Source organism: Nocardia coubleae NBRC 108252 (genome assembly GCF_001612805.1).
Classification (GTDB): Bacteria; Actinomycetota; Actinomycetes; order Mycobacteriales; family Mycobacteriaceae; genus Nocardia; species Nocardia coubleae.
Genome location: NZ_BDBD01000011.1, coordinates 1094415 through 1107521, shown reverse-complemented (window position 1 = coordinate 1107521; position 13107 = coordinate 1094415). Strand labels below are relative to the sequence as shown.

General features: G+C 66.7%; 11 protein-coding genes. 8 read left to right on the top strand and 3 right to left on the bottom strand.

Annotation, left to right across the window (positions count from 1 at the left end; translation table 11 throughout):
• Positions 1–16 precede the first annotated feature (16 nt).
• Together NCO8_RS14130 and NCO8_RS14125 are read left to right on the top strand one after the other, a co-directional pair.
• Entirely contained in the window at positions 17–814 is a 798-nt protein-coding gene (locus NCO8_RS14130) for an ABC transporter ATP-binding protein (protein WP_067639619.1), read from the top strand.
• Between the two features lie 30 nt (positions 815–844).
• Positions 845–1963 (top strand): glycerate kinase, encoded by a 1119-nt coding sequence (locus tag NCO8_RS14125; RefSeq protein ID WP_067639617.1) that lies wholly within the window; start codon positions 845–847, stop codon positions 1961–1963.
• A 39-nt stretch (positions 1964–2002) separates the two neighbouring features.
• Here the strand turns inward: NCO8_RS14125 and NCO8_RS14120 are convergent, their stop codons facing one another.
• On the bottom strand, positions 2003–3097 hold the full coding sequence (locus tag NCO8_RS14120; protein ID WP_067639615.1) for a GGDEF domain-containing protein: 1095 nt from the start codon (positions 3095–3097) through the stop codon (positions 2003–2005).
• A 96-nt stretch (positions 3098–3193) separates the two neighbouring features.
• On the opposite strand from NCO8_RS14120, the gene NCO8_RS14115 reads away from it, so the two are divergent.
• Complete coding sequence (locus NCO8_RS14115; protein WP_084457180.1) at positions 3194–3949, top strand: ATP-binding cassette domain-containing protein; 756 nt, start codon at positions 3194–3196, stop codon at positions 3947–3949.
• Here the strand turns inward: NCO8_RS14115 and NCO8_RS14110 are convergent.
• The gene (locus NCO8_RS14110) at positions 3926–4438 is read right to left on the bottom strand and encodes a MarR family winged helix-turn-helix transcriptional regulator (RefSeq protein WP_067639613.1); all 513 of its coding nucleotides are present in this window, start codon (positions 4436–4438) and stop codon (positions 3926–3928) included. The genes NCO8_RS14115 and NCO8_RS14110 overlap by 24 nt on opposite strands.
• Before the next feature lie 92 nt (positions 4439–4530).
• On the opposite strand from NCO8_RS14110, the gene NCO8_RS14105 reads away from it, so the two are divergent.
• Positions 4531–6591: an MMPL family transporter gene (locus NCO8_RS14105; RefSeq protein ID WP_174550331.1), complete on the top strand. Its 2061-nt coding sequence runs from the start codon at positions 4531–4533 to the stop codon at positions 6589–6591.
• Positions 6592–6651: 60 nt separating this feature from the next.
• Here NCO8_RS14105 and NCO8_RS14100 read toward each other — a convergent pair whose 3' ends face one another.
• Complete coding sequence (locus NCO8_RS14100) at positions 6652–7080, bottom strand: hypothetical protein (protein WP_067639611.1); 429 nt, start codon at positions 7078–7080, stop codon at positions 6652–6654.
• A gap of 246 nt (positions 7081–7326) precedes the next feature.
• Here NCO8_RS14100 and NCO8_RS14095 point away from each other — a divergent pair, with 246 nt between their 5' ends.
• From NCO8_RS14095 to NCO8_RS14080, 4 genes are all read left to right on the top strand, one after another.
• The gene (locus NCO8_RS14095) at positions 7327–8754 is read left to right on the top strand and encodes a glucose-6-phosphate dehydrogenase (protein WP_067639609.1); all 1428 of its coding nucleotides are present in this window, start codon (positions 7327–7329) and stop codon (positions 8752–8754) included.
• 1 nt (position 8755) lies between these two features.
• Positions 8756–10168, top strand: coding sequence for a sugar porter family MFS transporter (locus NCO8_RS14090; protein WP_067639607.1), 1413 nt, complete (start codon positions 8756–8758; stop codon positions 10166–10168).
• A gap of 723 nt (positions 10169–10891) precedes the next feature.
• The gene (locus NCO8_RS14085; protein ID WP_067639605.1) at positions 10892–11941 is read left to right on the top strand and encodes a 2OG-Fe(II) oxygenase family protein; all 1050 of its coding nucleotides are present in this window, start codon (positions 10892–10894) and stop codon (positions 11939–11941) included.
• Between the two features lie 77 nt (positions 11942–12018).
• Positions 12019–13065 carry a 2OG-Fe(II) oxygenase family protein gene (locus tag NCO8_RS14080; protein ID WP_067639603.1) on the top strand — a complete coding sequence of 349 codons (1047 nt, stop codon included), beginning with the start codon at positions 12019–12021 and terminating at the stop codon, positions 13063–13065.
• Positions 13066–13107 lie beyond the last annotated feature (42 nt).

Genomic DNA, 13107 nt, shown 5'->3' with positions numbered 1-13107 from the left:
CGGAACAGGTGACGAAATGAGCACACCCACCGACACCCGCACCGGCACCGCGGTCGCCGTAGACGGGCTGACCGTAAGGTTCTCGTCCAACCGCGGCGAGGTCACCGCACTGCACGATGTCGACCTCCACGTCGGTCTCGGCGAGTTCGTGTCGATCGTCGGCCCCTCCGGTTGCGGCAAGTCGACGCTGCTGAAAGTCGTCGCGGGCCTCACCGACCCGAGCGGGGGCAGCGTCGAACTCGGCGGCGCCTCCGTGCGGGGGCCGCAGCGCAATATCGGCTACGTATTCCAGCGTGCAGCTTTGCTGGAATGGCGAACCGTACGCAAGAACATCCTGCTGCAGGCGGAGATGCGCGGCATGGACAAGCGGGCAGCGGCCGCCGAATGCGATCGGCTCATCGAGATGACCGGGCTCGGCGGCTTCGAGAACGCCCTGCCGCACGAACTCTCCGGTGGTATGCAGCAACGGGTTTCGCTGTGCCGAGCCCTGTTGCATCGACCGGAAGTACTGTTGATGGACGAGCCGTTCGGTGCGCTCGACGCGCTCACCCGGGAACGGATGAACGTCGAACTGCACCGCATCTGGCGGGAGACGGGCACCACGGTCCTGCTGGTCACGCATTCGGTGGCCGAGGCCGTCTATCTCGCCAATCGGGTCGTGGTGATGAGTCCACGGCCGGGCAAGATCATCGAGTTGCTCGACGTCGACCTGCCCGCGCACCGCGAGTACGCCACGACGATGGAGACGCCGGAATTCATCACCGTCGCCAACCGGGTCAGGGAACTGCTCGGCGCGGTGGCGCAGGCGGACTGAGATCCGGACCGCAGAGAGGACGTCGACCGCGTGAGGGTTCTCCTCGCCCCGGACAAATTCAAAGGAAGCCTCACCGCGGCCGAGGTGGCCGACCGCCTCGCCGACGGCTTGGCGGCGGCGGGGATCGACAGCCTGCGGATGCCGATGGCCGACGGCGGCGACGGGAGCGTCGACGCGGCGGTCGCGGCCGGTTTCACGCCGCATCCGGTGACGGTGGCCGGGGCGTCGGGAACCCCGAGGTACGCGCGGATCGCCGTCGGCGACGGCACCGCGGTGGTCGAGGTCGCGAACACCTGCGGTCTCGCCACCCTGCCGAACGGCCGGAAGCTGCCGCTGGACGCGAGCAGTCTCGGTGTGGGACAAGCGATCTCGCAGGCACTGCGGCACCGGCCGCGACGCCTGGTGCTCGCGCTCGGCGGCAGCGCCTGCACCGACGGTGGGATGGGGATGCTCGCCGCGCTCGGCGTCACCTTCGCCGACGCGAGCGGACAGCGATTGCGCGCGTGTGGGCGGAGTCTGGCCCGCGTCCACACCGTCGACTCGTCGCGGGCGGTCCGGTTGAGCGAGGTGGACATCGTGGTCGCGAGTGATGTCACCAACCCGCTGCTCGGACCGGACGGTGCGGCCGCCGTGTACGGCCCGCAGAAGGGCGCCACTGAGTCCGACGTCCGGTTCCTCGACGACGGGCTGCGTAACCTGGTCCGCGCTTTCGTCCGCAGCGGCTATCCGGACGCGGCGACTGTCGCGGCCTCGTCCGGTGCGGGCAGCGCGGGCGGGATCGGCTTCGCCGCCCTGCTGCTCGGCGGCACCATCGTCTCCGGCGCCGAGTTCTTTCTCGAACTGCTCGAATTCGACCGCCACCTGCCCGATGTCGACCTGGTGATCACCGGCGAGGGCAGCATCGATGAGCAGACCGCCCACGGAAAACTCCCCGCGGTTCTGGCCGCCCGAGCCCACCCCACCCCCGTCGTGGCGGTCGCCGGACGCAACACCCTGCCCCGCGACCATTGGCACCGAGCCGGTTTCACGGCCGTCTACTCTCTGGGCGACTACACCGACTCGAACACCGCCGACGACCCGGACCTGACCAGCCGACTTCTCACCCGGATCGGCCGCGAGATCGGCGGCATTCCAGTGATTTCCGGCTGATCACCGTGGTGCGCGCCGTCGGCAGCTGTAACTCCCGGTTCATTCCCCGCCCGGCGTGTGGGAGTGCCCGGGTGGCCGGGTGAGGTCGTCGAGGACGACCAGGTTTCCACCGGACTGTTTCGCCTGGTACATCGCCGCGTCGGCGGATTGCAGCAAGCGGTCGGGGGTGGGGCGTGGGCACTGCGGGCAGACCGTCGCGTCGAAGACCGCGACGCCGATGCTGGCCGTCACGCCCACCGCGGTATCCGAAGGCGCGGCGACCACCCGGCGGAGGCGTTCGGCGATGTCGCGGGCGTCTGCCGCCGCGATCGGGGCGGCCACGACGAACTCCTCGCCGCCGGTCCGCGCCACCACCGCCGAATCCGGGGCGGCCTCGCGCAGACGCCGGGCGGTTCGCATCAGCACGATGTCGCCGATGCGGTGACCCCAGGTGTCGTTGACGCTCTTGAACCGGTCCAGGTCGAAGGAGATGACGCAGACGGCGCGATGATCCTCGACGAGTCGGGGGAGCCGGTTCTCGAGTCCTCGCCGGTTGAGCAGTTCGGTGAGGGGATCCGAGAGCGACTCGATGCGCAGCAGCCAGTAGAGCAGCTGGAACGCGGGCACCGCGGTGATCACCGTCGCCAACAGCAGACCCACCGCGACCGCGAGGGTGACACCGTCCCCGCCCGTCGCGATCCGCACGGACAACACCACCACCGACAGCACCGACCAGGCCGAATGCGCGGCCACGGCCCGTGCGCTGTGGAAGAAACTCAGATAGCTGCCGGTCGCCAGCAGCAGGACAGCACCCATGGCACCGAACAGTCGGTTGTGCACCTGGAGGAACTCGATCGTGAACAACAGATCGGCGCAGGCGATCAGGGCCAGCGACTCTGTCCTGCCGGGCCAGGGCAGCAGCCACCAGCGCGCGGCCCACAGCGCGCCCGCCAGAACTCCGACAACGGACGCCGCGACGGGCGGCCCCGCTGGCGTGCCCGCGATCACCAGACCCATGACCGCGATCCCCGCGCCGGCGGTGCCCATCAGCACCTTCAGCGGCAGCAGCGCCGAGCGAACGGCGAGGGTACGCACCAGCCAGCGGTAGTCGACCGGGTCCTTCCACCAGGACCGCAGCGTCGTACCGTCCCTCATCGACTAACCCTTGGACCCGACGGCATAGCCACCTCCCACCGAATGGTTCGCAGCAGTCTAGGTGTCGTCGCCGGCGAACCCGGCCACACTGGAGTCGTGACAGCCGAACTGCGTTCCCTCACCGTCGACATCGACACCGGCCGGTGGCGCGACACAGTCCTCACGAGCGTGGATCTGAGTGTTCCCGCCGGACAGCTCACCGCGCTGCTCGGCGGTCCCGGCGACGGCAAGACGATGATCGCCTACGCGCTGACCGGTCGCCTACCCGAATCGGCACGGGCGAGTGGTGAAGTCCTGATCGACGGTCGCGTCGGCTATATCCCTCAGGACGGTATCGATGCCTTCGTGCCCGACCAGACCGTCGGCGAGCAACTCCGCCGATCGGAGCTTCGACACCGAGCCTGGACCGTCGAACAAGCCTGCGCTGCCGCTCATTACCCGATCGACGCTTTGGAGCTGCTCGCGCGGCACAACTCCGCGGGCCAGATCCAACGCGCAGCCGTCGCGGCCGCCCTGCTGACCGCTCCCGATGTCCTGGTCGCGGACGGCCCGACCGCCTCCCTGGACCAGGGCACCGCCTACGCGGTGTGGAAGTCGCTGCGCGAGTACGCCGACACCGGTGCGGCCCTGCTCGTCATCACCCACGACATCGCCCTGCTCGCCGCCACCGGTTACGCCGACCGCCTGGTTGTCATCAGCAAAGGGCGGATTCTGGCCGCCGGGACGATGGCGGAACTGTCCGCCGCCGCGGATCCGCGGGTGCGGATGTATGTGGGAGGCGCTGCTTCGCACGGTGAGCCGGGCCGGACATCGGGACCTGCGACGAGCTCAGCGGTCCATCTGCGCCGGTAACTCGCTGTAGAAATCGCGCAGCGCGCCGGTGATCGCGACGAACACCCGGTGGGCTGCCTCGAGGTCGGCGGCGGGCAGATCGGCCATCGCAGCACGGGTGCGGGTGCTGAGGGGTCCGAAGAATCCGGCCGCCACGGACATGCCGTGGTCGGTGTAGCCGAGGTGCACTCGTCGGCGGTCCGTGGCGTCGGGTACTCGCTCGAGATGGCCGGATTCGATCATCCGCTCGACCAGATAGGTGACCGCGGGCGCGGAAATCCCCATCAGTGTGCTCAGCCGGCCCGCGGTCACCGGTGTGCCTTCGGCCTGTGCGGTTGCCACATGCATCAGGGCACGGAAGTCGTTGGGGCGCAGATCGTTCGACCGCGCGAAGACGTGACCGATCTGTTCGGAGATCGCGGTCAGCGCGCGCAGATCGCGGGCGATCTCGGTTTCCAGCTCCGACCGGTCGCGAGCCGGATCGGCGTCCTCGGTGGTCTGGTCACCCAACGCTTGTCTCCTCTCGATCCGGTTGCGAGCTTAGCCGCTCCCGGGTCGCGACATTGTCAGATAGTTAAGTTTCTGAAATAGTCGACCGCGTGATGCGACTCAGCGACGGGCAGGGATGGGATCGGTTCGCCCGGATGGTGACCGGGCGGCGATCGTGGGCGCTGCTACTCGCGGTGTTCGTGGCCGCGGTGGCTGTTGTCGCGTCTGCCGGCAGCAACCAGAGCGCCGGGCAGGCGCCGGTGTCGCTGCCGTCCTCGGCGGAATCCGCTCGGGCCGCCGCTGCCGCCGACGACTTCCCAGGCGCGGACGAAGCCGCCGCGATCTTGGTGGCGACCCGCACCGATGACGGCGTGCTCACCCCGACCGACCTGGCCGCACTCGATGCCGCACTTACCCGGGCCGAGGTCTCCGCGTCGGGCGGTCCACGTGTCGTCCCGGCTCCCGACGGCCGCGCCGCCATCGCCCAGATCCCGGTGCCTGCGGACCTGAACGGGTTCGCGCTGACCGATCGCATCGACGAACTTCGCACCACCTTCACCACGGACCTTCCCGAACCGCTGCGCGTGCAAGTGACCGGCGGTCCCGCCTTCGGCGCCGACATCGCCGACTCCTTCTCCGGTGCCAACACCCTGCTGCTGATCGTCACAGCGCTGGTGGTGATGGTGCTGCTGATCCTCACCTACCGCTCACCGGTGCTCTGGCTCGTCCCGCTGACGGTCGTCGGCCTGGCCGACCGCGTCGCCACCAGCGTCGGCACCGCACTGGCCCAGCTCACCGGTCTCACCTTCGACGGCTCGACCTCCGGCATCACCAGCGTCCTCGTCTTCGGCGCGGGCACGAACTACGCACTGCTGCTCGTCTCCCGGTACCGCGACGAACTGCATCGCCACGACGACCATCGCGACGCTTTGCGCGCCGCCGTACGCCATGCCGCGCCCGCCATCCTGGCCAGCAATGTCACCGTTGTGCTCGCACTGCTGACCCTGCTGCTGGCCGCGCTGCCGAACACGCGAAGCCTCGGCGCGTTCGCCGCGGCCGGACTCGTCGTCGCGGTGATCTTCGTCCTGTTCGCCCTGCCCCCGGCACTGGCCCTGTGTGGGCGAAAGATCTTCTGGCCGTTCGTGCCGCACGCCGACGGTCGCGATCCGGCCGAGCACGGCATCTGGGCGAACGTCGCGCAGCGCGTGGTGCGCCGCCCGGCCCTCGTCGCCGGTGTCGCGTCGGCCGTCCTCGTGGTCTTCGCCGCCGGTCTCGCGACCACCGACATCGGCCTGTCACGCACCGAGCAGTTCCGGGTCGAAGCCGAATCCGTCGACGGACTACAGACCTTGGCCGAACACTTCCCCTCCGGCTCCGCCGATCCCGCCGTCGTGATCGCCCGCACGGCGGCCGCACCGTCGGTGCAGGCCGAACTCGATACCGTGCCAGGGATTTCCCGGGCGACCCGCACCGGAACCTCCGACACCGGAATGACGCGCTGGTCGGTCGTCCTCGACGCGCCGCCCGGCTCGGCCGACGCGTTCAGCACCGTCGAGGCGATGCGGTCGGCACTCGGCGCGATCCCCGACGGTGCAGCGCTCGTCGGCGGCTCCGATGCCGAGGCCCTCGATATCCGCGACGCCGCCCGCCGGGACCAGGGACTGGTCATCCCGCTGATCCTGGTCGTCGTTCTGCTGGTGTTGCTTGCCCTGTTGCGAGCGGTTCCGGCGGCGGTATTGCTCGTCGGCGTCACGGTCCTGAGCGCGCTCGCCGCACTCGGCGCGGGCAGCTGGATCAGCGGCACCGTGTTCGGTTTCCCGGCCTTGGACACCAACGTGCCACTGTTCGGTTTCCTGTTCCTGGTCGCCCTCGGCGTGGACTACACGATCTTCCTGGTGACCAGGGCGCGCGAGGAAGCAGCGGCCAACGGCACCACCCAGGGCATGGTCCGCGCCGTCGCATCCACCGGCGCGGTGATCACCAGCGCGGGCGCGGTGCTGGCCGCGGTGTTCTGCGTCTTGGGCGTACTTCCGCTGATCACCCTCACCCAACTCGGCATCGTCGTCGGCATCGGCATCCTCCTCGACACTTTCGTAGTCAGAACCCTGGTGGTCCCAGCCCTGTTCGAACTCCTGGGTGACAAGGTCTGGTGGCCCTCGGTCCCCGAGAAGTAGGCGAGCGCGCCCGGGAACCAATGCAGGCGATCGCGCCTTCGAGGCGGCCTCCGCGAGGTGTCAGGCGGAAATCAGCAGGGCGATGCCCGCGACGAGCAGTGCGATCGTCTTCACGACTTCCAGCGCGATGTAGACGTAATGGCCGAGTGAGCGAGGTGCGTCGAGCCCCGCCAGCACCGCGTCGCTGCGACGGGCCAGTCGCGGACGGACGGCGATCACCTGGGCGGCGAGGGCGATCACCGCGACCATGACAGCGGAACCGGCCGCGGCGCCGGGAAGGCCGAGTATCAACGACGCCACAAGAATTGCCGCCCAACATGTTTCGACGATGTTGAGGGCGCGGAAGACGATCCTGCCGATGCCGAGCCCGATCGCGAGGGTGACGTTCGGTGCGCGGAACTTGAGCGGGGCCTCGAGGAACGAGATGGCCAGCACCATGCCGAGCCAGACGAACACGACGGCGATGGCGACTGCCGATGCGGTACTCATGTCGTCGATTCTGGCGCACCCCGACCACGGACGGTCGCGCGTTGCCATCTGGTCGTGGATCGGCATGGCTCCGCAGCACGTGACCCGGTGACGCGCTGCTCACGACCTCCCGGCGCCGGGTACATCGGCAACATAGAGTTGTCCCGCGCAAGTTCATGCAGGAGGCGCTCCATTGTGGGCGCAGGGTCGGATCGGCATTGCAGGCCGCGTTGCTCGTCGCAATACGCACGACAGGAGCGAAGGACTATGACCTCGGACTCGACAACTGGTGCGAACAGTTCACGTGATCAGACGCTCGTGATTCTCGGTGCGAGCGGCGATCTCACGGCGCGGCTGCTGCTGCCGGGGCTCGGTGCGCTGTTGACCACCGGTGGTGTGGACAAGCTTCAGCTCGTCGGCAGCGCGGTGGAAAGCTGGGACGACGACCGCTGGCGTTCGCAGGTCACCGAGTCCTTCGCGACGGTGGACGCGCACGGACCGCAGGTGGAAGCCGTAGTCGCGACCACCCGCTATGTCACAGCGGATGCCACCGACGAGAACGATCTGCGCGCATTGCTCGACTCCTGCACAGGACAGCTGATCATCTATTTCGCGCTGCCGCCCGCTGTCACCGAGAAGGTCTGCCGCGTGCTCACCGGAGTGGACCTGCCCGAGGGCACCCGGCTGGCGATCGAGAAGCCGTTCGGCAGCGACGCCGAAAGCGCCGCCGCGCTCAACGAGTTGGTGACCCAGCTCGTTCCGGAAGACCATGTGCACCGGATCGACCACTTCGTCGCCATGTCGACCGTTCTCAACATCCTGGGCGTGCGGTTCGCCAACCGCATGATCGAACCCCTGCTCAACAACCAGCACGTGCACAGCGTGGACGTGGTCTTCGACGAGAGCCTGACGCTGGAAGGTCGGGCCGCCTTCTACGACGGCACCGGTGCGCTGGCGGACATGATCCAGAGCCACCTGCTCGAGGTGCTGTCGCTGTTCGCGATGGAGCCCGTACCGTCGCTGCACGGGGACGCCGTGCGCGACGGGAAGGCCCAGATCCTGCGGGCCACCCGGATCTGGGACGACGACCCGATCACCTACAGCCGCCGCGCCCGCTACACCGCGGGTGAGATCGACGGCCGTCAGGTGCCCTCCTTCGTGGACGAGAAGGGCATCGACGGCTCCCGCAATACCGAGACCTTCGCCGAACTGGTGCTCGCGGTCGATACCTGGCGCTGGTCGGGTGTGCCGTTCCGGGTGCGCTCGGGCAAAGCGCTCGGCTCACCGCGCACCGAGGTGACGGTCACCTTCAAGCCGCCGCAACAAATACCGGTCGGCATGACCGGCAGCCCGCAACCCAACCGGCTCCACATCGGAATACCCCTCGGCGCAAACACTTTCGGGCTCGACGTGAACATCAGCGGACCGGGCGACTCGTTCGAGATCGATCCGGTGAGCTTGGCCGGCGAGTTCGGCGCGGGCATGCTGCCGCCCTACGGCCAAGTACTCCGGGGCGTGATCGAGGGCATCCCACCACTGTCGGTTCGTGGCGACATGGCCGTCCAGTGCTGGCGCATCATCGAGCCGGTCCGCGAGGCCTGGCGTGAGAACCGGGTGCCGATAGGGGAATACGCGGCAGGCAGCACGGGCCCTACCGGCTGGGCTCCGACCGGGCTCCCCGGCCAGGGGGAATGAGATGACCAACGGTTCAGAGAGTTCCCAACTCGACGTCCCCAACGCGGGATTGCGCATGGTCGCTCGGTGGGGACTGTGGATCAACCTCGCCACCTTCATGATCGGCTACGCCACCGGCGTCATCTCCGGTGCGTTGCTCTACATCCGCGGCGACCTCGACCTCCACGACGCCCAACAGGGCCTGGTGACAAGTATTCTGCTGCTCGGCGCGCTGGTCGCGGCGATGTTCACCGGCGGGCTCGCGGACCGATTCGGCCGCAAGATGGTGCTCGGCGGCGCCGGGCTGCTGTTCGCGGTCGGCTTCATCGTGTCGGCGCTGGCGACCGGATTCCCGCTGCTCGTCCTCGGCCGCCTGGTCATGGGCTTCGGCGTCGGCATCGCCTCGGCACTGGTTCCCACCTACTTGGGCGAGATTTCGCCGCCACAGATCCGTGGGCGAATGCTCACCCTCAATCAGCTGCTGCAGACGGTCGGCATGCTCGTCGCCTACCTCGTGAACCTCGCCTTCAGCGGTAGTGGCGACTGGCGCGCGATGTTCTGGGTCGGCGCGATTCCGGCGGTCTTGCTGGTGCTGATCGTGAAACGGCTACCGGAAACGCCCACCTGGTTGATCGCGCAGGGGCGTATCGATGAAGCACGAACCACCATCGGCTCGGTCGTCGGTGCCGCGGGTGCCGAGAAGGTGATCGAGCACTACCGCCACCAAGAAGCCGAACGCCGGCGCCTTCGGGAACAGGACAAGAGTCCCGAGCAGAAGGGGTGGCGGGTGCTGCTGGCACCCCGCGTCCGCCCCGCGCTGGTCGTGGCACTCGGACTCGCCGTCCTGCAGCAGTTCGTCGGCATCAACACCGTGCTCTATTACGCGCCGACGATCATGGAGGAGACCGGCCTCAGCGCGTCGAACTCGATCGTCTATTCGGTGATCATCGGCATCGTGAATCTCGCGATGACATTCGTCTCGCTGCGCTTGATCGACCGGCTCGGACGCCGACCGCTGCTGCTGATCTCCCTGGTCGGAATGGGGATCTCGGTGGCACTGCTCGGCGTCTCGTTCATCGTCGATCTCGGTTCGGTGATCCTGCTGGTGTGCATGCTGGTGTTCGTGTCGTCCTTCGCCATCGGGATGGGCCCGGTGTTCTGGGTGATCCTCGCCGAGGTCTTCCCACCCGACGTGCAGGCACAGGGCTCGGGCGCGGGCTCAGCGGTGAGCTGGTTGTCGAACTTCATCATGTCGACGGCCTTCCTGCCGCTGACCGGGGCGATCGGATCAGGACCTGTCTTCCTGATCTTCGCCGTGATCTGCCTGGTGGCCTTGATATTCGTCTACCGCCGGGTCCCCGAGACCAAGGACCGCGACTTCGCGCAGATCGACGAAGATCTGCAGGCCCGCGCCGGTAGGCACATCCCGAACTAGCGCATAGGTGGGCGAAGAGCGTTCACGGCATCCGACGAAACCGGGTGAGCTGCTCGTCGGCCGCATTGCCCGGCGGTCGGCACCACCGCCGCGAACTAATGGCGGCGCGAAAGACACGCGCCGACAACGGCTTTGGTTCCGGTTAGCGCGGTAGCCGAGTCGGAGCCCGGCATACCGATCGCTACCGGCGGTGCCACCGCGGTGATCTGGGCATTCGGTCGGAAGATCGACGAAGTGACCGAAACACGCTCTGTCTCAACATGAGTCACCGTAAAGTAGTCCGTAGCGGACCGTCGTTTCGATGGACGCGAGTCGGGTAGCGACTCCACGGCGCAACGCGGGCTGCTCGTTGCGAAATGGCAGGGCGCGGTGAGTGCGGTCGTGCCATGATCGCCGCTGCCGGTGGAATGGTTTCGTGCCGGCCGAAAGTCGTAATACTCCGTGCACTCATTTCGATTGCCGGACTGCGAAGATCTGTGATTCGGGAATGGCTTGTCTATGCGAGAGTTCGATGACTGTCCGGTCGGATTGCCGAAATTTTGCTTCGCGGCGAGCAAATTCTCTGCGACTGGTCGCTGCTACGACCGCTATTGACAGTGCACCAGCGGTGATGCAATCTTGATCTACCCAGCAGTTCCGCCTTATTCGACCTTTCTCAAGCTTTCCAGTCACCGAGTGGAACTCTGCCCGGATACCTGATCGAATATCTTGAAGGGGGCCAGTATGAGTGCAAACAAATCCGATGTGGAGCACCCGGAATCCGCCGTGGTGGAGAATGATCTCGACTGTCTGGAATATTCTCTCGTCGAAAGTCCCGGCGACGTATTCGACGACAGCTTCGAGCCACAAGTCTGCGACATGGCCGACCTCGACGGCGGTGCGGCGGCACGAAACCGCTTCATCGACCAGCTCGGGGAGGCGATGGAGGAGGTCGGACTGGCCATCTTGATCAACCATGGCGCCGAGCCCGTCCTGCCGGCGGCCGCCGACGCGGCACTCCAGATGTTCACGGCCACACCCATCGAAGAAAAGATGCGGTACATCGCGACGGACACCACCTTCGGTGAGCCGCTGCAAATGGGGTACATCCCCCTCCAGGAAAGTACGCCTTCCCTGCCGAATTCGGTAGAAGCGTGGGAACTCGACAAAGCGGCTTTCCGCATTCCGGGCGAAGACCCCGACAAGGCGCTCACTTTCTGGCCGGATGAGCGTTTCGAAACGGCGCTGCGACCCTACTGGCAGGCGTGTGAGCGGATGGTGCTCCCGCTCGTGCACGCCATGTTCCGGTATCTGGGCGTCGACCCATCGCTCTACGACGAAGAACTCTCGCCGCCGAACAGTGTGCTGAGGTTCAATCACTACCCGCCGATCGACGACGCGGCGGTGGCGGCCGGGAACACGGGCCGGGTTATCGCCCACGAGGACTACGGGCTGATCACGCTGTTGCCCGCCACCCCGGTGGAGGGGTTGCAGCTCTACCACCCCCGGCGCAAGACGTGGAGCAGGGTCCACGCGCCTGCCGGTTCTTTCGTGCTGAACAGTGGCGACTGGCTGAAAATGATCAGCAACGATCACTTCCACTCCTGCACCCATCGCGTCAGCGTTCCTCGCGACCGTGCACAGCGGGCGGTGCCTCGCCTCACCATTCCCTATGTCGTACATCCGCACGAGACGTCGATCGTGGAAGTGCTGCCCGGGTTCGAGCCGAAGTATCAGCCGATCAGCGGCCGGGATTTCATGACCAGGCTGGCTGCCAGGTATCTGGATCGCTGAGGTCTTCTATGCGTCGGACCGGCGGCGTGTAAATGTAGTCGTCTGCCGACGGCTCGGATTCATTCAGAGGTGACAACGTGGGTTCCAATGCCAATGAAGCGCTCGGCAAATTCGGGGTGGTGGACAAAGACCTCGACTATTCCCTCGAGGAAAGTCCCGACGACATATTCGACGACAGTTTCGAACCGGTGATCTGTGATATGGCCGATCTCCAGGGCGACGCGGCGGCACGGAAACGTTTCGTCGATACGCTCGGGCGTGCCATGGAAGATATCGGACTGGCGATCTTGGTGAACCATGGGATCGATGCCGACTCGCTCCGGGCCACCGATGGGTGCGCACTGGAATTGTTCACGTCGGTTCCCGGCGAGCAGAAACTGAAGTTCGCCGCGACCGACTACGTGTACGGCGGAGCGTTCCGCCGCGGGTATTTCGCAGTCCAGGAGTGGACGCCGACGCGGCCGAACGCGGTGGAAGCATGGGAGTTCTTTCGCGATTCCTTCCGTATGCCCGGTGAGGACTCACAGAAGGCGCTGTCCTTCTGGCCGGAGGAGAAGTTCGAAACGGGTCTGCGACCGTATTGGCGGGCGTGTGAGGACATGACGCTGCCGCTCGTCCGAGCCCTGCTCGAGTATCTGGATATCGATCCATCGATCTACGACGAGGAACTGTCACCGCCGAACGGCGTGCTGAGGATCAACCACTATCCGGCGTTCGAGAGCCGCGACAGCGATACCGAGAACACGGGTCGCTTCATGACCCACGAAGACTACGGCCTCATCACCCTGCTGCCCGCCAACCCGATCGAAGGGCTGCAGGTTTTCCACCCGGAGCGCAAAACCTGGAGCAGGGTGTCCGCCCCGTCCGGGTCCATGATCTTGAACAGCGGCGACTGGCTCCAAATGGTCAGTAACGACCGCTTCCGTTCGTGTTCGCATCGAGTCTGCGCGCCAAGGGATCCGGCCCACCGGGCGGTGTCGCGGATCTCTGTTCCCTATCTCGTTCTGCCCCGGGAGGATTCGGTTCTCGAGGTATGGCCCGGCCGCGCCCCGAAGTACGGGCCCATCGGTGCCAAGGACTTCATGGCGAAGCTGGCAGGCAAGTACGTGGACTACGACGACTAGCCGCGCGTCGAGCAGCTTCCTGCCGATATCCGGTCTGCCACT